At 72.3% G+C, this 26,039-nt stretch carries 28 protein-coding genes; 12 read left to right on the top strand and 16 right to left on the bottom strand.

From position 1 onward, the window contains the following. Nucleotides 1–101: 101 nt before the first annotated feature. The 3 genes from BGP79_RS03520 (at nt 102) to BGP79_RS03510 (ending at nt 3,678) form a co-directional block, all read left to right on the top strand. A complete protein-coding gene (locus BGP79_RS03520) occupies nt 102–950 on the top strand; it encodes a tryptophan 2,3-dioxygenase (RefSeq protein ID WP_076693204.1) in 849 nt (282 codons plus the stop codon). 108 nt (nt 951–1,058) lie between these two features. Then, nucleotides 1,059–2,582, top strand: coding sequence for an L-arabinose isomerase (gene araA / locus BGP79_RS03515; protein WP_076693203.1), 1,524 nt, complete (start codon nt 1,059–1,061; stop codon nt 2,580–2,582). Between the two features lie 46 nt (nt 2,583–2,628). Further along, nucleotides 2,629–3,678, top strand: a complete 1,050-nt coding sequence (locus tag BGP79_RS03510) for a LacI family DNA-binding transcriptional regulator (RefSeq protein WP_076693202.1) — start codon at nt 2,629–2,631, stop codon at nt 3,676–3,678. A gap of 15 nt (nt 3,679–3,693) precedes the next feature. Here BGP79_RS03510 and BGP79_RS03505 read toward each other — a convergent pair whose 3' ends face one another. Then, on the bottom strand, nt 3,694–5,316 hold the full coding sequence (locus BGP79_RS03505; RefSeq protein WP_076693201.1) for a xylulokinase: 1,623 nt from the start codon (nt 5,314–5,316) through the stop codon (nt 3,694–3,696). Between the two features lie 155 nt (nt 5,317–5,471). Here BGP79_RS03505 and BGP79_RS03500 point away from each other — a divergent pair, with 155 nt between their 5' ends. Further along, nucleotides 5,472–6,149: an L-ribulose-5-phosphate 4-epimerase gene (locus BGP79_RS03500; protein ID WP_076693200.1), complete on the top strand. Its 678-nt coding sequence runs from the start codon at nt 5,472–5,474 to the stop codon at nt 6,147–6,149. 68 nt (nt 6,150–6,217) lie between these two features. Further along, nucleotides 6,218–6,814 carry a cation transporter gene (locus tag BGP79_RS03495; RefSeq protein ID WP_233121038.1) on the top strand — a complete coding sequence of 199 codons (597 nt, stop codon included), beginning with the start codon at nt 6,218–6,220 and terminating at the stop codon, nt 6,812–6,814. Between the two features lie 33 nt (nt 6,815–6,847). Here BGP79_RS03495 and BGP79_RS03490 read toward each other — a convergent pair whose 3' ends face one another. From BGP79_RS03490 to BGP79_RS03470, 5 genes are all read right to left on the bottom strand, one after another. Further along, nucleotides 6,848–7,600 carry an MOSC domain-containing protein gene (locus BGP79_RS03490; protein ID WP_076693198.1) on the bottom strand — a complete coding sequence of 251 codons (753 nt, stop codon included), beginning with the start codon at nt 7,598–7,600 and terminating at the stop codon, nt 6,848–6,850. Nucleotides 7,601–7,740: 140 nt separating this feature from the next. Next, entirely contained in the window at nt 7,741–9,438 is a 1,698-nt protein-coding gene (locus BGP79_RS03485) for a phospholipase C (RefSeq protein ID WP_076693197.1), read from the bottom strand. Nucleotides 9,439–9,640: 202 nt separating this feature from the next. After that, on the bottom strand, nt 9,641–11,317 hold the full coding sequence (locus BGP79_RS03480) for a phospholipase C (protein ID WP_076693344.1): 1,677 nt from the start codon (nt 11,315–11,317) through the stop codon (nt 9,641–9,643). Nucleotides 11,318–11,532: 215 nt separating this feature from the next. Then, nucleotides 11,533–12,423 (bottom strand): class I SAM-dependent methyltransferase, encoded by an 891-nt coding sequence (locus tag BGP79_RS03475; protein WP_076693196.1) that lies wholly within the window; start codon nt 12,421–12,423, stop codon nt 11,533–11,535. 109 nt (nt 12,424–12,532) lie between these two features. After that, nucleotides 12,533–13,114 (bottom strand): helix-turn-helix domain-containing protein, encoded by a 582-nt coding sequence (locus BGP79_RS03470; RefSeq protein WP_076693343.1) that lies wholly within the window; start codon nt 13,112–13,114, stop codon nt 12,533–12,535. Nucleotides 13,115–13,202: 88 nt separating this feature from the next. Between BGP79_RS03470 and BGP79_RS03465 the strand changes: the two genes are divergently transcribed. Further along, nucleotides 13,203–14,267, top strand: coding sequence for an NAD(P)/FAD-dependent oxidoreductase (locus tag BGP79_RS03465; RefSeq protein WP_083701515.1), 1,065 nt, complete (start codon nt 13,203–13,205; stop codon nt 14,265–14,267). 30 nt (nt 14,268–14,297) lie between these two features. Here the strand turns inward: BGP79_RS03465 and BGP79_RS03460 are convergent, their stop codons facing one another. Continuing rightward, nucleotides 14,298–15,035 (bottom strand): MBL fold metallo-hydrolase, encoded by a 738-nt coding sequence (locus BGP79_RS03460; protein WP_076693341.1) that lies wholly within the window; start codon nt 15,033–15,035, stop codon nt 14,298–14,300. Nucleotides 15,036–15,171: 136 nt separating this feature from the next. Here BGP79_RS03460 and BGP79_RS03455 point away from each other — a divergent pair, with 136 nt between their 5' ends. Beyond that, nucleotides 15,172–15,447, top strand: coding sequence for a hypothetical protein (locus BGP79_RS03455; protein ID WP_076693195.1), 276 nt, complete (start codon nt 15,172–15,174; stop codon nt 15,445–15,447). A gap of 36 nt (nt 15,448–15,483) precedes the next feature. Here BGP79_RS03455 and BGP79_RS03450 read toward each other — a convergent pair whose 3' ends face one another. Further along, nucleotides 15,484–16,281, bottom strand: coding sequence for an SDR family NAD(P)-dependent oxidoreductase (locus BGP79_RS03450; RefSeq protein ID WP_076693194.1), 798 nt, complete (start codon nt 16,279–16,281; stop codon nt 15,484–15,486). Nucleotides 16,282–16,401: 120 nt separating this feature from the next. Here BGP79_RS03450 and BGP79_RS03445 point away from each other — a divergent pair, with 120 nt between their 5' ends. Then, a complete protein-coding gene (locus BGP79_RS03445; RefSeq protein ID WP_076693193.1) occupies nt 16,402–16,968 on the top strand; it encodes a GNAT family N-acetyltransferase in 567 nt (188 codons plus the stop codon). Between the two features lie 30 nt (nt 16,969–16,998). On the opposite strand, the gene BGP79_RS03440 is transcribed toward BGP79_RS03445, so the two are convergent. Next, complete coding sequence (locus tag BGP79_RS03440) at nt 16,999–17,748, bottom strand: PIG-L deacetylase family protein (RefSeq protein WP_233121034.1); 750 nt, start codon at nt 17,746–17,748, stop codon at nt 16,999–17,001. 163 nt (nt 17,749–17,911) lie between these two features. Here BGP79_RS03440 and BGP79_RS03435 point away from each other — a divergent pair, with 163 nt between their 5' ends. Then, on the top strand, nt 17,912–18,742 hold the full coding sequence (locus tag BGP79_RS03435) for an SDR family NAD(P)-dependent oxidoreductase (RefSeq protein WP_076693338.1): 831 nt from the start codon (nt 17,912–17,914) through the stop codon (nt 18,740–18,742). Nucleotides 18,743–18,789: 47 nt separating this feature from the next. Here BGP79_RS03435 and BGP79_RS03430 read toward each other — a convergent pair whose 3' ends face one another. The 6 genes from BGP79_RS03430 to BGP79_RS03405 all read right to left on the bottom strand — a co-directional run bounded on the left by BGP79_RS03430 (nt 18,790) and on the right by BGP79_RS03405 (nt 23,064). Next, nucleotides 18,790–19,380 (bottom strand): TetR family transcriptional regulator, encoded by a 591-nt coding sequence (locus BGP79_RS03430; RefSeq protein ID WP_198928408.1) that lies wholly within the window; start codon nt 19,378–19,380, stop codon nt 18,790–18,792. Between the two features lie 31 nt (nt 19,381–19,411). Beyond that, nucleotides 19,412–19,795, bottom strand: a complete 384-nt coding sequence (locus BGP79_RS03425; RefSeq protein WP_076693192.1) for an MmcQ/YjbR family DNA-binding protein — start codon at nt 19,793–19,795, stop codon at nt 19,412–19,414. Nucleotides 19,796–19,801: 6 nt separating this feature from the next. Beyond that, entirely contained in the window at nt 19,802–20,914 is a 1,113-nt protein-coding gene (locus BGP79_RS03420) for a Gfo/Idh/MocA family protein (protein ID WP_076693191.1), read from the bottom strand. Further along, a complete protein-coding gene (locus tag BGP79_RS03415) occupies nt 20,914–21,186 on the bottom strand; it encodes a DUF2277 domain-containing protein (protein ID WP_076693337.1) in 273 nt (90 codons plus the stop codon). Before BGP79_RS03415 ends, BGP79_RS03420 begins: the two co-directional genes overlap by 1 nt. Nucleotides 21,187–21,218: 32 nt before the next feature. Beyond that, on the bottom strand, nt 21,219–21,863 hold the full coding sequence (locus BGP79_RS03410) for a dihydrofolate reductase family protein (protein WP_076693190.1): 645 nt from the start codon (nt 21,861–21,863) through the stop codon (nt 21,219–21,221). Nucleotides 21,864–22,023: 160 nt separating this feature from the next. Continuing rightward, on the bottom strand, nt 22,024–23,064 hold the full coding sequence (locus BGP79_RS03405; RefSeq protein ID WP_076693189.1) for a GNAT family N-acetyltransferase: 1,041 nt from the start codon (nt 23,062–23,064) through the stop codon (nt 22,024–22,026). Between the two features lie 118 nt (nt 23,065–23,182). On the opposite strand from BGP79_RS03405, the gene BGP79_RS03400 reads away from it, so the two are divergent. Beyond that, a complete protein-coding gene (locus BGP79_RS03400) occupies nt 23,183–23,740 on the top strand; it encodes a DUF3054 domain-containing protein (RefSeq protein ID WP_369800152.1) in 558 nt (185 codons plus the stop codon). Then, on the top strand, nt 23,737–24,015 hold the full coding sequence (locus BGP79_RS03395; protein ID WP_076693188.1) for an Lrp/AsnC family transcriptional regulator: 279 nt from the start codon (nt 23,737–23,739) through the stop codon (nt 24,013–24,015). The genes BGP79_RS03400 and BGP79_RS03395 overlap by 4 nt, the downstream gene beginning before the upstream one ends. Nucleotides 24,016–24,019: 4 nt before the next feature. On the opposite strand, the gene trpD is transcribed toward BGP79_RS03395, so the two are convergent. Continuing rightward, nucleotides 24,020–25,117, bottom strand: coding sequence for an anthranilate phosphoribosyltransferase (gene trpD, locus BGP79_RS03390; RefSeq protein WP_233121032.1), 1,098 nt, complete (start codon nt 25,115–25,117; stop codon nt 24,020–24,022). A 190-nt stretch (nt 25,118–25,307) separates the two neighbouring features. Between trpD and BGP79_RS03385 the strand changes: the two genes are divergently transcribed. After that, entirely contained in the window at nt 25,308–25,946 is a 639-nt protein-coding gene (locus BGP79_RS03385) for a heme-copper oxidase subunit III (RefSeq protein ID WP_076693186.1), read from the top strand. The last annotated feature ends 93 nt before the right edge of the window (nt 25,947–26,039 follow it).

The raw sequence follows: 26,039 nt of genomic DNA, 5'->3' as shown, positions 1-26,039 counted from the left end.
TTCAGAGAGAAGCTATCAGACAGCAGACAGCAGCGGAACATGCGACGCGATGCGAGCCGGAGGATACGATCGATCGACGCTCGTCCCGCCAGGAGGCACCCATGACCGAGGGCACGCGCCCCCTCGAGGACTCGATCCGGACCGACTTCCACGACGCGATGTCCTACGGGCGGTATCTCGACCTCGACCGCATCCTCGGCGCCCAGCACCCGCAGAGCGATCCCGAGCACCACGACGAGCTGCTGTTCATCATCCAGCACCAGACCAGCGAGCTCTGGCTCAAGCTGATCCTCCACGAGCTGCGCGAATCCCGCCGGCTGCTCGACGTCGACGACCTCGGCAAGGCGCTCAAGGGCCTCGCCCGCGTCAAGACGGCGCTGCGCACGCTGATCGAGCAGTGGTCGGTGCTCAGCACGCTCACGCCCCGGGAGTACGCCGAGTTCCGCGGGTCGCTGGGCAGCTCCTCGGGCTTCCAGTCCTTCCAGTACCGGGCCGTCGAGTTCATCCTCGGCAACAAGAACGCCCGCCTGCTCGACGTGTTCACCTCGGAGCCGGCGGCTCACGCCATGCTCACCGACCTGCTAGCGGAGCCCACGCTCTACGACGCCTTCCTGCACGCCCTCGCCCGCGCCGGTTACGCCATCCCGGACGACGTCCTCGAGCGGGACGTCGCCACCCCGTGGGTGTTCCGGCAGGACCTCGTACCGGTGTTCACCCGGATCTACGAGTCGCCGGATACGCCGTGGGTCCTCTATCAGGCCTGCGAGGACCTCGTGGATGTCGAGGACAGCGTGCAGATGTGGCGCTTCCGCCACCTGCGCACCGTGCAGCGCACCATCGGCTTCAAGACCGGCACCGGCGGCTCCTCCGGCGTCGGCTTCCTGCAGCGCGCCCTGGACCTGACGTTCTTTCCCGAGCTGTACGCGGTGCGCACCGAGATCGGCCGCTGACGCCGGCGACACTCCGATCCGCTCCACCCTTGGTCCAGCGTGCGTGTTACCGGTAACATCGGCGACGGAAAGCTGAGACGTGCGCCACATGCGAAGGAGTGGTCAACGATGACCGAGAACAGCATCGTCCCCGATCTGTCCCGCTACCAGGTCTGGTTCCTGGTGGGAAGCCAGAGCCTCTACGGCGAGGAGGTGCTGCGTCAGGTCGTGGACCAGTCGCAGCAGGTCGCCGAGCTGCTCGCCGGCGCGGAGGACATCCCCGTCGAGGTGGTGCTGAAGCCGGTGCTGACCACCCCGGACGACATCGTCACGACCATCCGTGAGGCGAACGCCGACCCGGCCGTCGCCGGCGTCATCACCTGGATGCACACCTTCTCCCCCGCCAAGATGTGGATCCGCGGGCTCGAGGCGCTGCAGAAGCCGCTCCTGCACCTGCACACGCAGGCGAACCGGGAACTGCCGTACGGCAGCATCGATTTCGACTTCATGAACCTGAACCAGTCCGCCCACGGCGACCGGGAGTTCGGCTACATCCTCACCCGGCTGGGCGTGCGCCGGAAGTCCGTGATCGGGCACGCGAGCGACCCGCGGGTGCAGCGCGAGGTGGGTGTGTGGACCCGTGCCGCCGCCGGCTGGGCCTCCCTGCAGGGGGCGCGCGTCGCCCGCTTCGGGGACAACATGCGCCAGGTCGCCGTCACCGAGGGCGACAAGACCGAGGCCGAGAAGGTCTTCGGCGTCTCCGTCAACACGTGGGGTGTCAACGACCTGGTGGAGCGCGTGGACGCCGTCGACGACGCCCGCGTGGAAGAACTCGCCGCCGAGTACGACGCCACCTACGACGTCGCCGAGGAGTTGCGGCCCGGGGGTGCCCGGCGTGCGTCCCTGCTGGACGCGGCGCGCCAGGAGCTCGGCCTGCGGGACATCCTCACCGAACTCGGCGCGGTCGCCTTCACGGACACCTTCGAGGACCTCGGCGGGCTGCGGCAGCTGCCGGGCATCGCCGTGCAGCGGCTGATGGCCGACGGTTACGGGTTCGGTGCCGAGGGCGACTGGAAGACCGCCGTCCTCGTCCGCCTCGCCAGTGTCCTCGGCGCCGGCCTGCCGGGCGGGGCCACCCTGATGGAGGACTACACCTACGAGCTGACCCCGGGGCAGGAACTCATCCTCGGGGCCCACATGCTCGAGGTCTCCCCCACCATCGCGACCGAGCGCGCGCGGCTGGAGATCCACCCGCTCGGCATCGGCGGCAAGGAGGACCCGTGCCGCCTCGTCTTCACCGCCGCGGCCGGTCCCGCCGTCGTCGTCGCGATGGCCGACGTGCAGAACCGGTTCCGTCTGGTCGCCAACGCGGTGGACGTCGTCGAGCCCCGCGAGCCGCTGCCGAACCTGCCGGTGGGCCGCGCCCTGTGGCGGCCGCAGCCGGACCTCGTCACCAGCGCGCAGTCCTGGCTGGCCGCCGGCGCGGCGCACCACACCGTGATGAGCACCGCGGTTGGGACCGACGTCTTCGTAGACTTTGCTCGGATCACCGGTGTCGAACTGGCGCTGATCGACGAGCACACGACCGTGCGGGATTTCGAACGGGACCTGCTGCTGCAGACGGTGCTGCGCGGGGGGCCCGCGGCCGGGTGATCCTCGTGCGACGCAGGGTCCACGGATCCCGAACCGGAGGGCAGGAATGGTGACGCGCGGTGAGGCTCCGAGCCTGCGGGAGGTCGCGACCCACGCGGGCGTCTCGCACCAGACCGTCTCCCGGGTGATCAACGGCAGCAGCAAGGTCACCGAGGCGACCCGTGGCCGGGTGCGCGCGGCCATCGACGAGCTCGGGTACCGCCCCAACTCCCTGGCCCGGGCGCTGGCCCACGGCCGATCCCAGCGGATCGGCGTGCTGGTCGGCAACTCCGACCAGCACGGCCCGGTGAGCACCATGCAGGGTCTGGAGCGCGCGGCGCGGCACCACGGCTACGCGCCGACGACGTACAGCTTCCGCACCCTGGAGGAACTGCGCTCCGGCGTCGACTTCATGCTCGGGCAGCGGGTGGACGGCCTCGCGGTCATCACCCCGCACGACGCCGCGCTGGCCGCTCTCGACGGCGCCGACCTGCCGGAGGCAACCCTGCTCGTCGGCGCCGGCCCGCGGGCGGCGTCGCGGCTGCACCGGCCGAGCATCCAGATCGACCAGGCCGGGGGTGCCCGCGTCGCCGTCGAGCACCTGATCGATCTCGGCCACGAGCGCATCGCCCACCTGGCCGGTCCGGACGACTGGTACGACGGTCACGAACGACGCCGCCAGTGGGAACAGACCCTGACCGCCGCCGGACTGGCCGTGCCCCCGCTGATCGAGGGCGACTGGCGGCCCGACTCCGGTCACGCCGCTGCTGACGCCGTGCTGAGCTCCGGGGCGACCGCCGTCTTCGTCGCGAACGATCAGATGGCGCTGGGACTCGTTCACGGCCTGGCCGAGCGCGGCGCCTCCGTGCCCGCGGACATCAGCGTCGTCGGCTTCGACGACCTGCCCGAGAGCGCCCACTTCCTGCCGCCGCTGACCACGGTGCACCAGGACTTCAGCACGCTCGGCGAGGAGGCGGTGCGCCTCCTCCTGGGCGAGACGGACGATGACCCCGATGGCAGGAAGCTCGAAGAAGCCGGTGAGGGCGGTGGGGTGCGCCTGCGCCCGTGGCTGGTCCACCGCGAGTCGACCCGCCCACTCACCGCCGCCGCCGGCTGAGGGACTCCGCACCGCTCAGCTGTGCTCGACCGCCGCCTTCTCGATCGCGAGGCCGCGCACGAAGCGCTCCAGCCAGGCGTCGAAGCCGGCGACGTCGTCCGGGTCCGGCTGGACGGTGACCAGCTCGAGGTCGCGGAACACGGTGTCCGCCAGGTGCTCGGCGAGCGACGTGCCGGCCGTGTCCGTGGCGGCGAAGGCGGCGAGCACCGCCATCCCCCACGCTCCGCCCTCGGCCGCCGTGTCCCCGACGCTGACCGGCACCTTCAAGGCACCGGCGAGGAGGCGCTGCGCCACCTGCTTCGTCTGGAAAAGGCCGCCCTGGGCGAGCAGCGTCGTGATCTCGACGTGCTCCTCGGCGAGGGAGTCCATGCCCATCCGCAGGGCGCCGAAGACGGCGTACAGCTCGGCCCGGATGAGGTTGGCGAGGGTGAGCTCGCTGTCGGGGCCGCGCACGACCATCGGCCGGCCCTCGTCGAGACCGAGATTGTGCTCGCCCGAGAGGAAGTTGTAGGCGAGCAGGCCGCCCGCGTCGGCGGCACCGCGGCCGGCCGCCTCGAACAGCAGCTCGTACACGCGGGAGCTGTCCAGCCCGGGCCCGGCGAGCGTCGCGAACTCGCCGAAGAGGCTCGCCCACGTGGAGAGCTCGCTCGCGCCGTTGTTGCAGTGCACCATCGCCACCGGCTCCCCCGCGGGGGTGGTGACGACGTCGATGTCGTCGTGGACGCGGGACAGCGGCTCGTTCAGCACGATCATCGCGAAGATCGACGTGCCCGCGCTGACGTGGCCGGTCCCGGGGGCGACGGCGTTGGTGGCGACCATCCCGGTGCCCGCGTCGCCCTCCGGGGGCGCCATCGGCGCACCGGCCTCGAGGGTGCCGCTGGAGTCGAGCAGGGCGGCGCCGTGAGCGGTGAGCACGCCGGCCCGGTGTCCGGCCGGCAGCACGGTCGGGAGGAGGCCGCGCAGCGACCAGGGCGTCGCCCGCGACGCGATGTGCTGCTCGTAGCGGTCCATCCGGGCCTCGTCCCAGGTGCCCGTCGCCGCATCGATCGGGAACATGCCGCTCGCGTCGCCGACCCCGAGCACGAACTCCCCGGACAGGCGCCAGTGGACGTACCCGGCCAGGGTGGTCAGCCGGGCGATCCGCCCGACGTGCGGCTCGTCGTCCAGCAGGGCCTGGTGCAGGTGGGCGATGCTCCAGCGCACCGGCAGGTGGACGCCGAAGAGTTCGCTCAACTCGTCGGCGGCGCGGCCGGTGGAGGTGTTCCGCCAGGTGCGGAACGGCACGAGCAGCTCGTCGTCGGCGCCGAACGGGAGGTAGCCGTGCATCATGGCGGAGACGCCGAGGGAGCCGACGCCGGTGAGCTGGACGCCGTGGCGGCGGCGGACGTCGGCGGCCAGGGACGAGAAGCAGTCCTGCAGGCCGGACCAGATCGCGTCCTCGGAGTAGGTCCAGACCCGGTCGACGTACTCGTTCTCCCAGTCGTGCACGCCCGTGGCGAGGGTCGCGTGATCGGGGCCGATCAGCACGGCCTTGATCCGGGTGGAGCCGAGCTCGATGCCGAGCGAGGTCCGGCGCGCACGGATGGTCTCCGCCGCGCTCGCCGGTTGGGCCGAGGGCTGCTGGGGATGAGTGGACATGGCGGCTCCTGTTCCGATCCGACGGGTCTGGCAGTGGTCCGTCGTCGATGTTACCGGTAACATAGTGATCCGCACCACGTCGAATCGCCAGTCCGGACCGCGCGAGCGCCGCACGACGGCATCGAGCGGAACGGGAACAAGGAGGTCCCCCGACCATGTCCGGCATCCCCTCATCGCTGCACCGCACGGTGGACGAGCTCAAGGAGAGCGTCGCCGCCCTGCATGCCGAACTCCCCCGCAACAACCTCGTCGTCTGGACCGCCGGCAACGTGTCGGCCCGGGTTCCCGGTGCCGACCTGCTGGTGATCAAGCCTTCCGGAGTGTCCTACGACGACATCACCCCCGCCTCGATGGTCGTCTGCGACCTGGACGGCAACCTCGTGGAGGGCGACCGCAAACCGTCCTCGGACACCGCCGCCCATGCCTACGTGTATCGGCACATGCCCGAGGTGGGCGGCGTCGTTCACACCCACTCGGACTACGCGACGGCCTGGGCCGCGTGCCGCGAACCCATCCCCTGCGCGCTGACGATGATCGCCGACGAGTTCGGCGGCGAGATCCCGATCGGCCCTTTCGCGCTCATCGGCGACGACTCGATCGGCCGCGGCATCGTCGAGACGCTGCGCGAGTCCCGCTCGCGCGCGGTGCTGATGGCCAATCACGGACCGTTCACCATCGGCACGGACGCGCGCGACGCCGTCAAGGCCGCCGTGATGGTCGAGGACATCGCCCGCACGATGCACCTGGCCCGGCAGCTCGGCACCCCGGTGCCCATCGACGCGGCCGACGTCGACTCCCTGTTCGCCCGCTACCAGCACGTGTACGGCCAGTGAGCGCGGAGGTCGAGGCGCGGCACCGCCGCTGACGGCGGCACCGGTGCGCATCCGGCACCATGGTGAGCATGCAGCGTGCGACGCGGTTCTCCTCCGACCTGCGGGCCGGCTTCGTCCTCGAGTGGATCACGCTCGCCTGGAACGTCGTCGGCGTCGCGGTGCTCGCGGTCCTGGCGTTTCGCTCCTCCTCCACCGCCCTGGCCGGGTTCGGCCTGGACTCGCTGATCGAGATCGGGGCGAGTGCGGTGGTGCTGTGGGAGCTCTCCGGGTCCGGTGAGGCACGGAGAGAGCGCGCCCTCAAGCTCATCGGCGGGGCCTTCGTCGCGCTGGCCGCCTGGTTGCTGGTCCAGTCGGTGATCGCCCTCGTGACGGCGCACCGGCCCGAACCGAGCCCCGGCGGCATCGCCTGGACCGCGGTGACGGCGGTGTCCATGGTCGTGCTCGCCTCGCTGAAGGGCCGGGTCGGCCGGGCCCTGGACAACCCCGTCCTGCGCACCGAGGCACGGGTCACCCTGATCGACGCGTTGCTCGCCGTCGCCGTCCTGATCGGGGTGACCGCCGACGCGGTGCTCGGGTGGTGGTGGGCGGACCCGGTCGCGGGCCTCGTCATCGTCTACTACGCGCTGCGGGAGGCCCGGGAGATCTTCCGGCCGCACCCGGGGTGAGGCCGCTCTCCGACTGATCGAGCCGAGGCCCGGTCAGCCGGTGGGCTGCTCGACGACCACGTCGGTGTCGGCGGGAGCGGCGGCGTGCCCGGTATCGGCCCGGACGGTCACGTCATCGCCCACCCGCAGCCCGCCCGGCTCCAGCACCTCGGCATAGACGCCCATGCACAGGTCTCGGGTCGTCCCGAGCGGTTTGAGCCACCGGTGTCGGGCGTCCGCGCCGTCCTGGGCGACGTCGATGGTGCGGCACCGTTCGATCCGGGCGACCACCCGGAGGGTCGTGGCACCGACGCGCAGCGTGCGGCCCACCCAGCTCTCCTCGACGAACGGCTCGTCCGTTTCGAGGACGAGGTTCACCCGGAGCCGGCGCGGGTCGGCGTCGACACCCAGCTCCGTCTCGCACCAGTGCAGCGTGGCCGAGCCGATCAGGGAGACGGCGCCGTCGTCGGCGTGCGGGACGGTCGACTCCCCCTCGACCCGCACAAGTTCACCGAAGGCCGCGGTCAGGTGGTCGTCCAGCGCCGGATCGCCGGCGAGCCAGGACGACCCGTCCTCGTGGGTCACCGCCACGCCGTCGGCCGTGGTGGTCGCGCGATAGGCGAACACCTCGTCGTGACGCCGGAACCGCCGGGTGTTCTTGCCCGAGGCGAAGTGACCGGCACCGTCCTCGACGGCGTACCAGCGGTCACCGGTCAGGCCCCGCGCGTCGAGCTCGACCGCGTCGAGGTACTCCCCCGCCATGGACTTGACCGGGTAGCGGCGGATCTGCGCGACGGTGACGGGCATACCGGCATCGTAAGGCCGCCGCAGCGGCCCGAGACTCTCACCCCGGCCGCAGCACGCGCGAGGGGCTGCAGCGGGATGATTCCCGCTGCAGCCCCTCGCGCTGGTGCTGCTGTCGAACCGGTGCTGCTGTCGAATCGGGGTCAGCGGTGGTGGTGACCGCCGTGCCCGTTGTCGCCGTGCCCGTGGTTGCCGTGCAGGACGGCGGCGACGGAGCCGTTCTCCTCGTCGAGCAGCACCTGGTCGCGCCGCTCGTGGTGGAAGTTGAATATGGCGGACAGCGATCCGGCGGTCGCGTCGGCCGAGGCGTCACCGATCTGCCCGGTGCTCCAGTTGTCCTCGATGAAGCGCAGGATCGAGGCCTGGTCGGTCTCGGTGTGGTCCACGAAGTTCTGCTTCGCGAACGGCGAGACGACGATCAGCGGCTGGCGCGGGCCGGGACCGCAGCGGTCCTGGTAGCCCCCGGCGATCGGGGTGCCCCTGGTGGCGGCCTGCTGGCACCACGCGGCGTCGTCGGGAGAGTTCGACGCGTTCTTGACCTGCGCCGCGACGTGGTCGTACCAGCCGTCCGAGTCGTCGTACGCGACGACGACCGCGGTGTCCTTCCAGTTCGGCGACTTCTCGATCGTGTTGATCGTCTTCGTGACGAAGCGCTGCTCGTCGACCGGATCGGAGTAGGCGGCGTGCCCGTCCTGGAACTCGCCGGCCTTGAGGAATGAGACGGCGGGCAGGTTGCCGGTGTTGACCACGGAGTCGAACGACGTCAGGTCGTACTGGTGGTTCGCCCGTCCGTTGTGGCCGATCTCCGCGGTGCTGGCCGGGGCCAGGTGGTGCGGATTGGCGGTCGACGCGTAGTACTGGAACGGCTGGTGGTGCGGCGAGTAGTCGACCACCGAAGCGCCCGCGGCGTTGGTGTGGCTGGCCAGGCACGCGGCCGGGGTGGTCCCGGAGGCCGGCGTCGTCGGGGCGAAGCCGCCCTGGAACCAGCCCCACGAGACGCCCCGGGCGTTGAGCAGGTCGCCGACGTTCCGGCCCGTCATGCCCGCGAGGGTGTTCGTCTTGGTGTGGCTCGAGTTCGAGCAGTCGTCGTAGACCGGGTCCGGGTCGTTGATGACCGTGCCGGTGCCGGTGGCGTCGGGCTGACGGACGGTGTAGTCGCTCGCCGTCGGCGTGACGGGCTGGCCGGTGGCGGTGAACTCCTTGACGCCGTGGGTCTGCCCGGACACCAGGTTGAGGGCGCCCGGGGTGGACGGGCCGAACGTGGTGCTGAAGTGGTTGTCGCTCATCGCGTAGTGCTGGGCGTAGTTCCACAGACCGGTGACGGTGTTGCCGTCGTAGTAGTCCATCGTCAGACCGGGGCGCCCGAACTGATTCGTGCCGCACGCGTCGCGGCTCGTGTACTGGACGAACTGGTCCATCAGGCCCCCGTGGTAGGCCTCCTGCTCGGCCGTGTAGCCGTGGTCCTGGTCGCACGTGACGGCCTGGGACGGCGAGAGCCGGGCCGGCTGCACGGTGTTGGGGTTGTTGGGGGCGAGCAGCCCAGCGCTGGCCAGCGTGTTGATGTTCTTCGGGGTGTCGGGTGCGGCCGTGAACGTCGCCGCCGGGGTACCGGAACCCTGGAGGGTCTCACCGGGCGTGTTGGCCGCGTTCGGGTACGTGCCGAAGTAGTGGTCGAAGGAGACGTTCTCCCCGAAGATCACGACGACGTGCTTGATCGGCGTGGCGGTGGAGGGCTGGCTGGCCGCGGCGGCCGGGACCCCGACGCCGAGGACGCCACCGGCGGCGGTCGCGCCGGCGACCACGACGGCCGACGCGGCGGCGGCGAGCCGTCTCGGGTTCATGCGGTGAGCGAGTTGCTTCATGGTGACCCCATGGTTCGTGTCCGGTCCGGTATCGGGATACCGGGACTCGTCGCCGATCCGGGTGCTCCCGGTCCGGTGGCGCGAGGCGACGACCTGCGCTCCGACACCGTAGGACGCCGACGTGACGCGAGGGTGAACGATAGGTTGCCTAACCATTCGGCGCCGTCCTCGCCGGCACCGCCTAGCGACGGATCGCGGCCACCGTGCCGTTCTGCTCGTTCAACAGCACCTGTTCCTGACGCGGGTGCGCGAAGTCGAACATGGCCCGGAGGGAGCCGGCGCGGGCATCCGCCGAGGCGTCACCGACCCGGCCGGTGATCCAGTTGTCCTCGATGAAGCGCAGGATCGAGGCCTGGTCGGTCGGGGTGTGGTCGACGACGTTCTGCTTCGCGAAGCGCGAGACGACGATCAGCGGCAGCCGCGGCCCGGGACCGCAGCGATCCTGGTAGCCGCCCGCGATCGGCGTCCCCTTCGCGGCGGCCTGGCGGCACCAGGCGGCGTCGTCGGACGTGTTCGAGGCGTTCTTCACGGCGGCCGCGACGTGGTCGTACCAGCCGTCGGAGTCGTCGTAGGCGACGACGACGGCGGTGTCCTTCCAGTTCCTCGACTGCTGCACCGTGTTGATGGTCTTCGTGATGAACCGCTGCTCGTCCACCGGGTCGGAGTACGCGGCGTGACCGTCCTGGTAGGCCGACGCCTTCAGGAACGAGACCGCCGGGAGCTGGCCGGTGTTCACGACGCGGGTGAAGACGCTCAGGTCGTACTGGTGGTTGGCGCGACCGTTGTGGCCGATCTCGGCGGCGGTGGCCGGCGCCAGGTGGTGCGGGTTGGCGGTCGAGGCGTAGTACTGGAACGGCTCGTGGTGGGGCGAGTAGTCGACCACCGAGGCGCCCGCGGCGTTGCGGTGGCTGGCCTGGCACGCGGCCGGCGTCGTGCCCCGAGCCGCGGTGGTGGGAGCGAAGCCGCCCTGGAACCAGCCCCAGGAGACGCCACGGGCGTTGAGCAGGTCGCCGACGTTCTTCCCGGTCATGGCGGCCAGGTTCGCCGTCTTCGTGTGGCTGGCGTTGGAGCAGTCGTCGTACAGCGGGTCGGGGTCGTTGATCATGGTGCCGACGCCGGACGCATTGGGCTGCCGGACCGTGTAGTCGCTCGCGGTCGGCGTCACCGGCCGGCCGGCGGCGGTGAACTCCCGCACCCCGTGCGTCTGGCCGGAGACGAGGTTGAGGGCGCCCGGGGTGGAGGGACCGAAGGTGGTGCCGAAGTGGTTGTCGCTCATCGCGTAGTGCTGCGCGTAGTTCCACAGACCGGTCACGGTGTTGCCGTCGTAGTAGTCCATGGTCAGCCCGGGCCGCCCGTACTGGTTCGGCCCGCACGCGTCGCGACTGGTGTTCTCGACGAACTTGTTCATCAGGCCGCCGTTGTAGGCCTTCTGCTCCGCCGTGTACTCGTGGTCCTGGTCGCACGTGACGGCCTGGGACGGCGCGAGGCGAGCCGGCTGGACGGCGTTGGGATTGGTCGGGGCCAGCAGGCGGTCGCGCGCCAGGGTGGCGATGCCGGTGGGGGTGGTGCGCGCCGCGGTGAAACGGGGCGCCGCGACGGCCGTGCCCTGCAGCTTCTCCCCCGGTGTGTTCGCGGCCTTCGGGTAGGTGGCGAAGTAGTGGTCGAAGGAGACGTTCTCCCCGAAGATCACCACGAGGTGCTTGATCGGCGTGGTGGTGGGCGACGCCGCCCCGCCGGCGACCGCGCTGCTCACGCCGACACCGAGGACACCGGTCAGGACGGTGGAGGCGGCGACGGCGGTGGCCGCGGACGCGGCGGCGACGCGTCGTGCCACGGAGCGGTGAGTTCGTTGCTTCATGATGACCCCAGCAATCATGTCGGTCCCGGCGCCGATCGGCCGGGACCCGTCACCGGTTCCGGTGAGCCCGGCCCGGGCGCGAGGCGAGAACCTGCGCACCGCCACCATAAGCCCCGGCCGGTGACGTACGTCTCACCCGGCCGGTCGGTGACGTCCGCTCCGTGTCGGCCGGGGAGGCGGGCGGAGGGTGCGTCGAGGAGCCGGGTCGGGAGTCGTCAGGCCGGCACGGGAGTCGACGCCACCCACACCTGCCGCTCGGTGCGCACCACGACGTCGTCCCGGCGCAGGATGCTTCCTGGCCCGTCGGCGTCGATCAGCCGGTCCAGCGCCGCCAGGTCCTCGGCCGCCAGCTGGTCCCCGGCGGTCTGCCTGATCCGCCGGAGGGTGCCGAGCGCGTACCGGCCCACCGAGGGACTCTCCGCCCAGGCGACGCTCATGGCGACGTCCCGGTGTGCCGCCACGGTGAAGCCGGCGGCGGTCAGCGCGGACTGCCAGTCCAACCCGAGATGCGGCACGTGCGCGGCGTTGACCCGGGCGATCGCCTCGTGGCACCGCTCCTCCAGACCGGGCCGCTCCGCGGGCGCGTCCGCCGGCAGGAACCGCGGGAAGTCGGTGAGCTCGACGAGGGTGAACAGGCCGCCGGGGGCGAGCAGGTCCCGGATCCGGCCCAGCGCGACGGCGGGGTCGGCCAGGTGGTGAAGGGACGCGGACGCCCACACCAGGTCCGGCGCCCCGGAGGCGGCCAGATCCGGCCAGTCCGCGTCCAGGTCCGCCTCAACGGTGTGCACCCGGTCCCCCAGGCCGCGAGCCCGGGCGTTCTCCTGCAGTCGGCGCAGGTTCTCGGCGGAGACGTCGACGGCCGTCACGTGGGCGTCCGGGAATCGGGTGAGGAGGGCGAAGGTACCGACGCCGGTCCCGGTGCCGAGGTCCACGATGCGCTCGGGAGACCGCGGGACGGGCAGCTCCGCGACGAGGGCAGCAAAGGCGCCGGCGAGGACGTCGGCGTCCAGGTCGAGGAGCTCACCCCACTGCTCCTCGGTCATCTCGTCGTGGTGGGCGTGGTGGTCGCCAGAGTGCTGGTGCTGGTGCTGATGCGTGGGGGTCACGGGTCCACGGTAGGCCGGACGCGGCGGAGCACCCGGGTCGATCCCCGGATCGGCAAGACGGGAGCCATCCACCCGGCCCGATGCGCAAGAGCGCGCAGCCCTCCGGGGATCAGGCCTCCGGCGGTGCCCCCGTCGTGCGCTGATGGCTGCGCCGGGCGTCGCGGTCGAAGATGCCGAGCACCTCGCACGGACCGCCCACGGCGCCGAGGGCGTGGGGCAGCATCGTGGGGAACTCCGCCGCCTGGTTGGTCTCGATCCGCAGCCGGCGGTGCCCGAGCATGAGCATCGCGGTGCCCGAGAGCACGACCATCCACTCCCGTCCAGGGTGGGCGCGCATGCGGGCGGGGTCCTCCGGCGGCGGTCCGGTGAGCCGCTGGCGGATGACGGTGATGCCGGGTTCGGCGCGGACGGGCCAGCGCATCTGGCCGTGGGCGGCGTCGATGACGGGGCTGATGACGACGTCGTCCGCGTCGTTCTCGACGAGCTGGTCGAGGGTGGTGTCGAGCGCCCGGGCCAGCGTGACCAGACTGTCCAGCGCCAGTCGCCGCTGACCGTTCTCGATCCGGCTGAGCGTCGACTGGCTGAGCCGGGCGCGGCCGGCCAGTTCCTCCAGCGACCAGCCCTGCGCGAGCCGGAGCGCACGGATGCGCTTGCGCACGAGGCCGTCCAGATCATCGGTGTCTTGCTGCATGAGCATGACTGTATGCCATCTACGCAGTACGCGGATACCGTCGACGACGAGCGGTCCGATCGGCCGCCCCGACCGGAAGGACCCCACCATGACCACCCCCGCTCCCATCCCGGATCCCAGCGACCCGTCGCCGCATGACGCCTCGCCTGCACGGACCGACGCGGCGACCGACGCGCTGCCCGACGCCCTGCCTGACGGCACCGTCGACGCGGTGATCATCGGGGGCGGCGCCGCCGGGCTGAACGCGGCGCTGATGCTGGCCCGCTCGCGCCGTTCGGTCGTCGTCGTCGACGGCGGGTCCCCGCGCAACGCCCCGGCCGAGGGGGTGCACGGGCTGCTCGGCCGGGAGGGCACGCCGCCCGGCGAGCTGCTGGCCCGGGGCCGGGACGAGGTGCGCGGGTACGGGGGACGCATCGTCGCCGGCGAGGTCGCGGCGGCGGCGCCGGTGGCCCCGGTCGACGGTGACCTGCGCTTCACCGTCGCCCTCACGGACGGGCGGAGCGTCACCGCGCGCCGCCTCGTCGTCGCGACCGGCGTGACGGACGTGCTGCCCGACGTTCCCGGGCTGGCGGCGCACTGGGGTCGCGGCGTCGTGCACTGCCCCTACTGTCACGGCTGGGAGGTGCGGGACGAGCCCATCGGCGTCCTCGTCACCGGCGCAGCCTCGATCCACCAGGCGCTGCTGTTCCGTCAGCTGACGGAGGACCTCGTCGTCCTCACCAACGGCGTCGAGCTCGAGGAGCAGGCGCGTGCACGGCTCGAGGCGCGGGACGTCCGGATCGTCGACGAGCCGGTGGTCGAGGTGCTGACCGGGGAGGACGGCGGGATCGCCGGTGTCCGGCTGGATGACGGCACCGTCGTCTCCCGCCGGGTGCTCGCGGTGGCGACCACGATGCAGCCCCGGCTCGACGGCCTGGACGGGCTGGGGCTGCCGGTGGAGGACCTGCCGCAGGGCTACGGCCGCCGGGTCGTCTCCGGCATGGCCGGGACGACGGACGTGCCGGGGGTGTGGGTCGCCGGCAACGTCACCGACCCGACGGCCCAGGTCGGGGCGTCGGCCGCGGCGGGTGCCCTCGCCGGCGCCCACCTGAACGCCGACCTCGTCACCGCGGACACCGACGCGGCGCTGCGAGCGCGCACGCGGGTGGGCTGAGCCGGTCGGCATGCCCCGAATCCGTCTGCCTCAGCGTCCGGACAGGTCCGCGGTCAGCACCGGACCGTGGCCGGGCAGCACGGTGACGGTCCCGAGCCCGGCGAGGGTCTGCCGGGAGGACGCGGCCCCCGCGCCGTCGTGGTCGAACACCGGATGGATCGGCTGCACGTGAGGGGGCCCGCCGCCGTTCAACGCGTGCGCGGTGATCAGGGCGTCGCCGGTCGCGACCGCGTCGCCGGCCAGACGGTAGGCGGTGTGGCCGGGTGTGTGGCCCGGCGTCGGGAGCGCCCGGGGATGCCCCGGCAGCTCCGCCAGGCGCGCGTCCGCCGCCTCGCCGTCGCTGGTGATGGCGTTCGGGGTCAGACCGCCAGCCCGGACGGCGTGCACGGCCCACGCCAGCACCCGCGGCCTCCACAGCAGGGGTACCAGTTGCGGCAGCGTCACCTGGTACTGCTCCTGCCCGCGCACGGCGGGCCGTTCCGCCGCGGCCGCCAGGACGGGGACGCCGTGCTCGGCGGAGAGGTGCCGGGCCGCGCCGGTGTGGTCGACGTGCGCGTGCGTGAGCACGACGGCGGCCGTGCGCGACGGCTCCAGGCCCAGCGCCTTCAGTGAGGCGAGCACGGCCGGCGTGTCCCCCGGGTAGCCGCTGTCCACGAGCGTGAACTCCCGGTCGTCCCGCAGCACGATCCAGTTCGACGCCGGGCCCTGGACGAAGAAGACGCCGTCGGCGACCTCGAGCGGAGCGGGGGCGGTGGGGCGTGCGGTCATGGCGTCCTTCGGTTCGGCGGTGGGCGTACCCACGCTCTCACGGCCTGCCATCCGGCCGGCTCCTGGACGGGAGCGCCCGGGGCGCGCACGCTGGTCGAGACGGACCACATCGGTCACCGGCGAGGCAGGAGCATCCATGAGCGGCGCGAGCAGTCGGACCCGGCGCGTGCAGTACATCAACGCCAACTGGTCGGGAACGGACGAGTTCGCCCTGCTCGTGGTGACCGACGACGGGGAGCGGCACGTCCTGCCCGCGAGCGCGGCCGCATTCGGCGCCCTGGTCGCCACGATGAAGGACGGCGTCACCTTCCTCTTCGACCCCGAGGAGCAGACGCTGATCGTCGCCAACCTGGTCGGTCGGTGGATCACCGACGACGAGACACCCGCGGCTGCCGGCACGCCGGCGACCTGATCCGTCCCGGAACCGCCCGCACGCGGCCGAGCCGCCTCAGCTGCGCAGGTAGGACGCCCCGTTCAGATCCAGGATGGTGCCCGACGCCCAGGCTGACGCCGGGTCCGCCAGCTGCGCGATCGCGTGGGCGATCTCCTCGGCGCGGGCGACCCGGCCGAACGGGCTCTGACCCGCGATCGCATCCCCTGCCGCACCGGCGAGCCGGTCCGCGGTCCGCTCCGTGGCCGTGAACCCCGGTGCCACGGACGTCACGCTGATGCGGTGCGGGGCCAGGGCCACCGCGAGGGACTGGCCGAGGGCGTGCAGCGCCGCCTTGGTCGCCGCGTACGCCGGGTGCTCCGGCTCGCCGCGGAAGGCGCCGCGCGAGCCGACGTTGACGACGCTCGCGGCATGCCCGCCGTCGATCGCGGATCGGGCGAACCAGTAGCTGACGTCCGCGGCGGCCCGCAGGTTGACGTCTATCATCCCGGCGAAGGCGGCCGACCAGGCGGAGAAGTCGCTCTCAGCCGGGTGGTGGCGGTTCTCGGGGCCCGTGGCGATGGCGGCGTTGTTGACCAGCACGCCGAGCGGGCCGAGGGCGGCGATCGCCTCGCTCACGATTCGCTCGGCCGCGCCGGGCTCGGTGAGGTCGCCGCGCACGAGGACATGGCCCGCCCCCGCCAGCGAGGCAAGGGTCTGCCGGGCACCGGCGTCGTTGACGGCCCAGTGCACCGCGATCCGATGGCCGCGCTCGGCGAGGGCCACGCACGTCGCGCGTCCGATCCCCCCGGACGCCCCGGTGACGAGGGCCGTGAGGGGCTGGGCGGCGAACTGGGGCTGCTGGGTGACGTCCACCAGCTCACCCTACGGGCGGGCCGGAGCACGAGGTCCTGCGCGGCGCGCGCAGTATCCTCGACGCACCGCAGCGAGCCGCAGCGAGCCGGCCGCCCCGCCGGCGTCGAGAGAGGTGACCTCATGGCCTGGACGATCCGCGAGCTGGACGCCTCCACGTGGGACGGCTTCGCCGACCTGGTCGAACGCAACCACGGCATCTTCGGCGGCTGCTGGTGCATCGGCTTCCACCTGGACAGCAAGCAGCGCGGCCTCGACCACCGGGCAGCGAAGGAGGAACGGGTCCGGAACGGTGACGCCCACGCCGCCCTCGTGCTCGACGACGACGGCGTCGTGCAGGGCTGGGCTCAGTACGGCAGCCCGCGGGAACTGCCCGGCATCAAGCATCGCCGGGAGTACCTCAAGGACGCTCCCCCGGCACCGGACTGGCGGATCACCTGCGTCTACGTCGACCCGAAGCATCGCGGCCTCGGCGTCGCCCGCGCCGGCGTCGAGGGGGCGCTCGCCGCCATCGCCGGTCACGGCGGCGGCCGGGTCGAGGCGATCCCGGAAGTCACCGCCGGGCGGGAGGCGCAGGGTCGCTTCCTGTTCAGCGGCACGGTGGAACTGTTCGAGAGCCTCGGCTTCGCCCGCGTGCGCCAGGTCGGCAAGCACGCGTGGATCGTCGCCCGCAACCTCGAGGCCGTCTGAGCCCCGCCGACGCCGCGGTGGTCCGGCCCCTCAGTCCTCGTTCTGCCCGCCGATGCCCCCGAGGTCGTGCACCCGGAACAGCACCGCGTGGTCACTGCCGAATGCCTCCCCGCCCTGGCGCAGCATCGCCGGGATGAACTCTTCCGGCGCGGGATGGCCGGTGACGTGGGCGAGGTACGCCTCGTGGCTGCGCAGCGACGCGACACTGGCCTGCACCGCCTCCTCGTCGACGGCCAGCCCGTGGGTCGGCGTCTCGTGTCCGGAGATGAGCAGCGCCGTCGCGTGCCAGGGGGCGAGGCCCTCCTCCTCGGCGAGCTCGCGGAACACCCAGGGGTTGTCCGCGTCCCGCACGGCGTCGACGGTCGCCAGCCCGGCCGCCCGGTGATCGGCCTGGTTGAGCATCCCCCACGCCTCGACGTCGAACACCCCACCGATGACGGCGTCGGGCCGCACCTGCCGGACCACACGGGCGATGTCACGCCGCAGGGCCAGCCCGTACTCGAGCATGCCGTCCCGGTGGTCGAGGATCCGCAGATCGCTGACGCCGACGGTCTCGCACGCCCGGCGCTGCTCCTTCGCCCGCAGCGGCGCGATCACCTCCGGCGGCTCCGCCATCCCGGCCTCGCCCACGGTGAGCAGCAGGTACACGACCTCGACGCCGCGGCGCGTCCAGGTGGCGACGGCGGCGGACGTGCCGTACTCCATGTCGTCCGGATGAGCGACGACGCACAGCACCCGCGACCACCCGTCGTCGGGCAGGGGCTTCAGCGGATCGGGCACGGCGCCTCCATCGTCGGGTCCAGCGGTGGACACCACGGTAACCCTGCGCCGTCTCCTCCGGTGTCAACTTAGTTGACACCGGAGGAGTCGACTCGCAGACTCGTTCTCACGGCGTCCACGGATGCCGCCCGACGTGTCGTTCACCGAACCCGAGAGGACCACCATGACCGCGTCCGAGACCCCGCAGGCCGACCCCTCCCAGATTCCCGCGCCTGCGGCGGCGGCCCCGCAGCCGTCCACCGAGAGGATCACGCCCGACCGGTTCGCCGGGCAGACGGTCATCGTCACCGGCGCCGGCTCCGGCATCGGCCGGGCGACCGCGTCCCGCATCGCCCGGGAGGGCGGCCGGGTGATCGCCGTCGACATCGCCGCCGACCGGCTCGAGGCGTTCGCCGCCGATATGGCCGACGCCGACGTCGTCACGGTGGTCGCGGACATCACGAAGGCGGAGGACGTCGAGGGCGTCGTGGAGGCAGCGGGTGAGCGGATCGACGGGCTCGCGAACGTCGCTGGGATCATGGACGACATGACGCCGCTGCACGAGGTCAGCGACGCCGTGTGGGAGCGGGTGTTCGCGGTCAACGTGGACGGTCTGTTCCGCCTGAGCCGGGCCGTGCTGCCCCTCATGCTGGCCGCCGGCCGCGGATCCGTCGTCAACGTCGCCTCCGAGGCGGGCCTGCGCGGTTCGGCCGCCGGCCTGGCCTACACGGCCTCGAAGCACGCCGTCGTCGGCATCACGAAGAGCTCGGCCTTCCTCTACGGCACCAGCGGGATCCGGGTCAACGCCGTCGCGCCCGGCCCCGTCGCCACGAACATCCAGGCCACCTTCGCCTCGCCGCTCGGGCAGCAGCGGATCGGGGCGGCGATGGCCACCCTGCCGCCGGTGGCCCAGCCCGAGCAGCTGGCCGCCTCGATCACGTTCCTGCTCAGCGACGACGGCACCAACGTCTCGGGCGCGATCCTGCCCTCGGACGGCGGCTGGTCCGCCCAGTAGCGGCGGCGTCCGGCGGCTCGCGAGTCGGGCGTGATCGGACGAGGCCGTCAGGTCGGGGTGATCAGGTCCTGGAGCACCCGGCCGTAGTGGCGGGCGAGGTCGGCGTGGTCGGTGGCGAGCAGTCGTTCGTCGCCGACCACCCACAGCGCGTAGAGCAGACCGCCGACCAGGGCCCCGGCCAGGCTGGCGCGCAGGTCCCGGTCGGGACCGGTCAGCCGGCGGCGCAGCGGCTCGACGAAGCCCGCGTCGTGGACCTCGCGCAGCCGGGTGCCCACGTCGTCGGTGTCGCTGGCGCGGAGGAGCGCCAGGAACACCCCGCGGGTGTGCTCGTCCGCGTCGAGCAGGTAGGCGATCAGCCGCGGACCGAGGGACTCGACCGGGCCGTCGAGGACGGCCTCGAGTTCGAGGTCGAGCTGCATCGTGGCGAGGAACAGCGGCTCCTTGCCGGTGAAGTGACGGATGACCAGCGCCGGGTCGACGGCGGCCGCGGCCGCGATGTCACGGACCGACGTCGCGGCGTAGCCCCGTTCGGCGAACAGTCGCTCGGCCGCCGTGCGGATCGCGGTGCGACTGTCGCCGCGCCGGCCGCTGTCCGTGCCGGAGCCACCGTCCGGGGCCGCGTCTGACGTGGTGCTCACCCGGTGAAGCGTAGCGGCGATCGGCCGTCGGTCACGGCTCGTGAAGGCGGCGGACGTAGGCGCAGGCATCGTCGACCGCGGCGCGCCAGCGACGCTCGACCCCGGTGCCGGCGCCCGGTCCTTCGGCCGCAGCGCCGTCGGGCGCACCGTCGCCGGAGGCCGCCCCGCACAGGCCGACCCACTCCCGCATCCGGCGGCCTCCCAGCTCCACCAGGTCGCCCTCCCCCTCGGCGAGCACCTGCTGCACCCGCTCGGGCGGGAGCTTGACGATCAGCCGCCCGTCGCGGCCGACGAAGGCGAACACCTTGCCGTGCACCCGCAGGTCCGGAGCGTGGAACATGCGCCCACGCGTCACGCCCGGACCGGTCGCGACGTCACCGGCGATCCGCTCGAAGAGCTCAGCCCCCGATCCCACGGCCGGTCACGGATTCTGCGTGATGACCGAGGTGAGCTCGTCGTCGTCCGGCTTGGGCGGCGGGGCGATCGCCCGCACCTGGTCACCGCTCAGGCGACGGGACCGCTCCCGCGCGGGCAGGTCCACCGGACGCCCCGTCCGCAGTGACTCCTCGATCGCCTCGAGGGCCAGCACGTCGAGCAGTCCCTCCTCCCCGGAGGGCTCGGGCTCGGTTCCGCTGCGGACGCAGTCGACGAAGTAGTCGATCTGGCCGGCAAACTGGTCGACCGCATCGTGGCGATGCTCCTCGGTCTCGCCGTCCGCGTCGGTCACGGTCCACGTGATCGCGATATCGTCGCCCCACTCGTAGCAGACCGGGGACGTGATCGAGCCCTCGCTGCCCGCCAGGGTGAAGTTCTGGGTGGAGGCGGTGGCGTAGGAGACCGTGAACTGGGCGACGCGCTCCCCCGGGAACGTGAGGGACACCGCCACCGTGTCCTCGAAGTCGAACGACCGGCCCGGCGTGCGCACGCCGTGGGCGCTGACGCGGATCGGCTCGGCGCCGAACAGGGTGCGCACCTGGTTGAGCGGGTACGTGCCCATGTCCGCGACCGGGCCGCCCCAGAACCCGTTGCTGCCGCGGTGGTTGCGCTCGTCGATGTCCTGGGAGAAGGCGCTCGTGAAGTAGCGCGGATCGCCGACGACGCCGTCGCGCACGGCCTCCATCAGGGCGACCGTGCCCGGTTCCTGGTGCAGCCGGTAGGCGACCATGAGCGTCGCGCCACCGCGGTGCGCGGCGTCGATCACGGCCTGCGCGTGCTCACCGCTGACCTCGAACGGCTTCTCGACCAGCGCGTGGACACCGGCCTCCAGGGCCGGGACGGCGAACTCGCGGTGCCGGAACACGGGCGTGGCGACGTACACCGCGTCGATGGTGCCCGACGCCAGCAGCTCGCCGTACTGGCTGTAGTCCCAGGCCGTGACCCCGTGCTCACGGGCGAGCTGGTCCCGTTTCTCCGGGTCCCCCGAGACCAGGGCGGTGAACACGGCCTTGTCGGTGCGGCCGATGGCCGGCAGGAAGGCCTGCTGCGAGATCTGGCCGCCGCCGACGACGGCGAAACGCAGCGGCGCGTCCGCCATCAGGCCGCTCCGTAACGCTGAGCGCTGCGGGCGCGGGCCTTGGCGGCCTCGATCTCGCGGTTCTTCGGCGGTGCACTCGTGGTGAGGTGCTCGAGCAGGTGGGCCGTGATGTGCGCGATCTCCTCGACCGCGTCGTCGAACGCGGCCTGGTTGGCCTGCGACGGCTTCGTGCTGCCGCTGACCTTGCGCACGTACTGGAGGGCAGCGGCACGGATCTCGTCGCTCGTCGCCGCCGGGTCGAAGTTGTGAAGTTGCCGGATGTTCCTGCACATGGGGTCAGCGTAGGCGCGGGGCACGAACGGTGTCACGGGTCGACCACCGGACGCCCCTCCGCTTCGATCTCGCCGCATGGTCGGACCGGCGATGCCGGTCGGCGGACGTCGTAGGCCAGGTAGGCGAACGTCCCGTCGGTGTGGACGCCGGTCAGAGTCAGACGCTGGTCCAGCCGCCGCGGGAGCAGCGGCTTGCCGGCGCCGAGCGTGACCGGGGCGATGCTCACGCGGATCTCGTCGAGAGCGCCGGCGTCGTCGACCTGGCCGACGAGCTCGCCGCCGCCCAGCAGCCAGACGTCGCGCTCACCGGCCGCGGCGCGGATCGCGGGCAGCGCGTCGGCGACGGGCCCGTGGCCGGCACGGATGTCCGCGCCGTCGACGGGCGCCAGGCCCTGGGAACTGAAGACCCAGCACGGCGTCGCCCCGTAGACGTCCGTCCAGCGTTCCGGGTGCGCCGCCAGATCCTCGTGCCGGTGCACCCACCGGTAGGTGTTGCCTCCCATCACCATGGCGCCGACGCCGGCGAAGAACGTCGCGAAGTCGAAGGCGGGCGGGGTGCGCGCGGGGTCCGGCGCCAGGCGCAGGAGCCAGCCGAGGTCGTGATCGTCGTCCGCGAGGAAACCGTCGAGGGTCGCGGCCGTGTAGTAGATGACGCGTGGCGGTCGAGAGGGAGCCATGATCCGAGCGTGGCACACGCCTCCGACAGAACCCGGGGCTGCGACGGTGGGCGGAGGCACCATCGCCCAGAAGACCGGAACCAACGCCCGGAACCACCGCCCGATGCCGACGTCCGGGACGACGGCGTCGCCGGCGACGGGGACACGGTGAGTGATGCGGTCAGGAGCCCAGCGCAGGCACCTCGCGGGTGAAGGTCGCGAACGTCTTCGCCACGGCGAATCCGGCCGCCTCGTAGAGCCGGGTGGCGCCGGTGGGGCTGTCGGCGTCGACGTGGAGCGTGGCCCCGCTGAAACGCGGACGACCGTCCGCTCCCTGCTCGCGGGCGGCGGCATCCAGTGAGGCGCCGATGCACGCCCGGGCCAGGCCGAGGCCGCGGGCGGCCGGCGTCGTCCCGATCAGGGCCAGATAGAGCGGGCCGTCCTGCCAGTCCTGCGCCAGGCAGAAGGACAGCACGTCGCCTGCCTCGTCCACGGCGAGGAAGGAGCAGTCGGGGACGAAGCTGCGGGCCTCGATCAGTGCCGCCCACTCGGCGTCCGCGACCGTCGTCGATCCCCAGTGGTCCGCGAAGGCGGCATTGCGGGCGCGGAGGGTGCCCGCGGACAGCTCCGCCCGGAAGGGCACGATGCCGGCGGGGGTGACCCCGGAGGGCACGATCCCGGGCGGCGCGACGCGGGAAGCCGCGGACGGGACCGTCGCACCCTCCCCCTCGCCGACGTCGGGCAGCGCGCGCTGCATCTGGGCGAAGTACCGGCTCAGTCGGTAGCCGCGGTGCAGCAGCAGCGGGCGCACGGGATCGGCCGGCAGCCCGCCGGGGTTGCGCAGGGTGACGGGTGCGCCCGGGTGGCGCTCGGCGGCCAGCTCCCGGGCGCGCCGCTCCATCCGGTCCATCAGCGCCCGGCCGATCCCCCGGCCGCGACGGTCCGGGTGGACGCCGCCACCGAGCAGGGCGACGGCCCGACCGTCCAGCAGATCGGTCCGGACCCGCACCTGGCCGGCGGCCACGATCCGCTCGCCGGTCCCGTCCTTCTCCCAGCACGCCCACGTGTCCCGGGCAGGGTCGACGCCGTCCTCCGCCAGTTCCTCGGCGAGGTCCTCGGCGCTGTAGAACTCCTCGGTGCCGTCGACCTGCGCCAGCACCGTGGTCAGCGCCGCCCAGGCCGGCGTGTCCGCAGCGGTCAGGGGCGTGAAGTCCGCGTCCATGGGGGCGAGTCTACGAGCGGGACGACGACGCACGGGGCGGTTCCTGGTGCTCCCGGTCGGGTGGCCGCGGGGCGGGAGGCCGGCGGCTCGGCGACCGACCGGCTCGTAGACTGGCCGGGTGTCCACCCGCTCCCGTTCCGTCACCCCCGACCCGACGTCCTCCCCGGCATCGGACACGGCATCCACGACCTCATCCGCCATGGCGTCCGGGTCTCGTCCGTCCTCCGCACCGGCGTCGCCCCGCGATGCATGGACGCCGGTCGGCGACCGTGGTGTCGCCGCTGCCGCTGTCGCCGTCGGCGCTGTCGTCGACGCCGTCCTGATCGTCGTCTTCGCCGCGATCGGCCGCGCCAGTCACCGGGAGGGCGATGCCGTTCTCGGCGTCCTGGGCACGGCCTGGCCGTTCCTCGTCGGCGCGCTCGCCGGGTGGCTCGTGACCCGGGCCTGGCATCGCCCCACGTCCGTGCGGCCCACCGGTCTCGTCGTGTGGGTTACCGCGGTCGCGGTCGGCATGGCGCTGCGTGCGGCCACCGGCGAGGGGATCGCGCCGGCGTTCATCGTCGTCGCGACCATCACCCTGGCCGTCTTCCTGCTGGGCTGGCGCGTCGTCGTCGCCCTCGTCACGCGGCGTTCCCGCAGGGCCGCCGTCCCGCATCCGAAGGAGAACCTGCTGTGATCACCGCGTTCACCCACGTGTCCGTCGAACCGGACCGCATTCCCGAGACGGCGGAGGAGATCTCCGCGATCGAGGGCATCAGCGAGGTCTACTCCGTCACCGGGGACTGGGACCTCATCGTCGTCGCGCGGGTGCGCCGGCACGAGGACCTGGAACGGGTCATCGCGGACCGGCTCTCCAAGGTCGCGTCCATCCGGGACACGACGACGCAGATCGCCTTCCGCGCCTACTCCCAGCACGATCTCGACGCCGCCTTCGCTCTCGGCGGCGACTGAACCGTCAGCGTCCGCGTTCGTCGCTGAAGCGCACCCAGCGCTCCAGCACGCGAGCCGCGTCGCCGTCGTCCAGGGAGGCGCGGGCCCGGTCCAGGCCGGCCGCCAGGCGCTCGACCAGCGGGCCGTCGGCGGTGCGCGAGGCCGCGGTCAGGCCGGCCGCCGCGTTGAGCACGACGGCGTCACGCACCGGTCCCTGCTCGCCGGCCAGGACCGCACGCACGACGTCCGCGTTGTGAGCGGGCTCGCCACCGCGCAGGTCGTCCAGCGTCGCGCGGGGGATGCCGAGCTGGTCCTGCGGATCCAGCACCTGCTCCGTGACGTCGCCGTCGCGCACCTCCCAGACGGTCGAGGGCGCAGTGGTCGTCAGTTCGTCGAGTCCGTCGTGCCCGTGGAAGACCAGGGCCCGGTTGCCGCGGCGCGCCAGCACGCCCGCGATCAGCGGGCCGATCCGCGGGTCGGCGACACCGATCGCCGACGCCTCGACCCGGGCCGGGTTCGTCATCGGACCGAGGAAGTTGAAGACCGTCGGGACGCCGAGCGCCTTGCGGGCACCGGCGGCGAAGCGCATCGACGGATGGAAGACCTGCGCGAAGCAGAACGTGACGCCGACGGCGCGCGCGGCCTCGGCCACGTCCCTGACCGACAGGTCCAGGTTCACCCCGAGTGCCTCGAGGACGTCGGCCGTGCCCGTCGAGGACGACGCGGCCCGGTTGCCGTGCTTGACGACGGGCGTGCCGGCCCCCGCGCAGACGAGCGCGGCCATCGTGGAGATGTTGACGGTGTTCTGCCGGTCCCCGCCGGTACCGACGATGTCGAGGGCGTCCGGGCCGACCGGCAGCGGGTTGGCGTGCGCGAGCATGGCCTCGACCAGGCCGGCGAGTTCCTCGACCGTCTCCCCCTTGGCCTTCAGCGCGACGAGGAAACCGGCGACGGCGGCGTCGGGCAGCTCCCCGGACATCACCCGGTCCATCGCCCACGCGGTCTCCCCCGCGGACAGATCGCGTCCGGACAGCAGGGCGGTCAGCAACTCCGGCCACGACCGCACGGCGCCACCCTCCCGGGCGGACGAACGGGCGGTCGGAACAACGGGCTGGGGATTCACGCGTCGATCCTATCGTCGGGCCGCGAGAGGCCCCGTCCGCGGGCCGCTGGACGGACGCTGGGAGCGCATCGTAGCGCGAGCCCCTTTTCTATCCTTCGTAGACAAGATTTTCACGACATCGTCCCACGTCAAAGCGGTGTTCGGGCGAGTTGCGTTGGTGGCTCAGGGATTTACCAGCCATAATGGCAAGGTGACCAGTGCAACCCACGCTCCGAGCCCTCAGGCGCACCCCGCTCTCAACCGCCCGAACATGGTGTCGGTGGGGACGATCGTGTGGCTCTCCAGCGAGATCATGTTCTTCGCGGCCCTGTTCGCGATGTACTTCACCCTCCGCTCCACATCGCCGCAGATGTGGGCCGAGGAGACCGCCAAGCTCAACGTCCCGTTCGCGCTGGCCAACACCATCGTGCTGGTGCTCAGCTCGGTGACGTGCCAGTTCGGCGTGTTCGCCGCCGAGCGGCTGCAGCCCCGGCGCACCGGCGGCCTGCTGAACGTCGCCCGCTGGGGCATGGTCGAGTGGTTCATCCTCACCTTCATCATGGGCGCGATCTTCGTGTCCGTGCAGGCGTACGAGTACACGATGCTCGTCTCCGAGCACGTCTCGCTCTCCTCGGACGCCTACGGCTCGTCCTTCTACCTGACGACCGGCTTCCACGGCCTGCACGTGACCGGCGGTCTGATCGCATTCCTCTTCATCATCGGCCGCGCCTTCATCGCCAAGCGCTTCGGTCACTTCGAGGCCACCTCCGCCGTCGTCGTCTCCTACTACTGGCACTTCGTCGACGTCGTCTGGATCGCCCTCTTCTTCATCATCTACTTCCTCAAGTAGCCCGGGCTTGACGGCGGCCGGAGGCGGACGAGAATGAGACCACAGACTTCTCGAAAATCGAGATACATCGGATCCCCGAGATCAGTGCGGATG

The sequence above is a fragment of the Tersicoccus sp. Bi-70 genome, assembly GCF_001968825.1.
Classification (GTDB): domain Bacteria; phylum Actinomycetota; class Actinomycetes; order Actinomycetales; family Micrococcaceae; genus Tersicoccus.
Note: the sequence above shows the minus strand (reverse complement) of the source record. Positions and strands in the feature narration are given on the sequence as shown.

Bases quoted from the DNA above. Each gene is read 5' to 3' on its own strand.
- BGP79_RS03520 (WP_076693204.1), top strand. From the start codon at position 102: ATGACCGAGGGCACGCGCCCCCTCGAGGACTCGATCCGGACCGACTTC.
- araA (WP_076693203.1), top strand. From the start codon at position 1,059: ATGACCGAGAACAGCATCGTCCCCGATCTGTCCCGCTACCAGGTCTGG.
- BGP79_RS03510 (WP_076693202.1), top strand. From the start codon at position 2,629: ATGGTGACGCGCGGTGAGGCTCCGAGCCTGCGGGAGGTCGCGACCCAC.
- BGP79_RS03505 (WP_076693201.1), bottom strand. From the start codon at position 5,316: ATGTCCACTCATCCCCAGCAGCCCTCGGCCCAACCGGCGAGCGCGGCG.
- BGP79_RS03500 (WP_076693200.1), top strand. From the start codon at position 5,472: ATGTCCGGCATCCCCTCATCGCTGCACCGCACGGTGGACGAGCTCAAG.
- BGP79_RS03495 (WP_233121038.1), top strand. From the start codon at position 6,218: ATGCAGCGTGCGACGCGGTTCTCCTCCGACCTGCGGGCCGGCTTCGTC.
- BGP79_RS03490 (WP_076693198.1), bottom strand. From the start codon at position 7,600: ATGCCCGTCACCGTCGCGCAGATCCGCCGCTACCCGGTCAAGTCCATG.
- BGP79_RS03485 (WP_076693197.1), bottom strand. From the start codon at position 9,438: ATGAACCCGAGACGGCTCGCCGCCGCCGCGTCGGCCGTCGTGGTCGCC.
- BGP79_RS03480 (WP_076693344.1), bottom strand. From the start codon at position 11,317: ATGAAGCAACGAACTCACCGCTCCGTGGCACGACGCGTCGCCGCCGCG.
- BGP79_RS03470 (WP_076693343.1), bottom strand. From the start codon at position 13,114: ATGCAGCAAGACACCGATGATCTGGACGGCCTCGTGCGCAAGCGCATC.
- BGP79_RS03465 (WP_083701515.1), top strand. From the start codon at position 13,203: ATGACCACCCCCGCTCCCATCCCGGATCCCAGCGACCCGTCGCCGCAT.
- BGP79_RS03460 (WP_076693341.1), bottom strand. From the start codon at position 15,035: ATGACCGCACGCCCCACCGCCCCCGCTCCGCTCGAGGTCGCCGACGGC.
- BGP79_RS03455 (WP_076693195.1), top strand. From the start codon at position 15,172: ATGAGCGGCGCGAGCAGTCGGACCCGGCGCGTGCAGTACATCAACGCC.
- BGP79_RS03445 (WP_076693193.1), top strand. From the start codon at position 16,402: ATGGCCTGGACGATCCGCGAGCTGGACGCCTCCACGTGGGACGGCTTC.
- BGP79_RS03435 (WP_076693338.1), top strand. From the start codon at position 17,912: ATGACCGCGTCCGAGACCCCGCAGGCCGACCCCTCCCAGATTCCCGCG.
- BGP79_RS03420 (WP_076693191.1), bottom strand. From the start codon at position 20,914: ATGGCGGACGCGCCGCTGCGTTTCGCCGTCGTCGGCGGCGGCCAGATC.
- BGP79_RS03415 (WP_076693337.1), bottom strand. From the start codon at position 21,186: ATGTGCAGGAACATCCGGCAACTTCACAACTTCGACCCGGCGGCGACG.
- BGP79_RS03410 (WP_076693190.1), bottom strand. From the start codon at position 21,863: ATGGCTCCCTCTCGACCGCCACGCGTCATCTACTACACGGCCGCGACC.
- BGP79_RS03405 (WP_076693189.1), bottom strand. From the start codon at position 23,064: ATGGACGCGGACTTCACGCCCCTGACCGCTGCGGACACGCCGGCCTGG.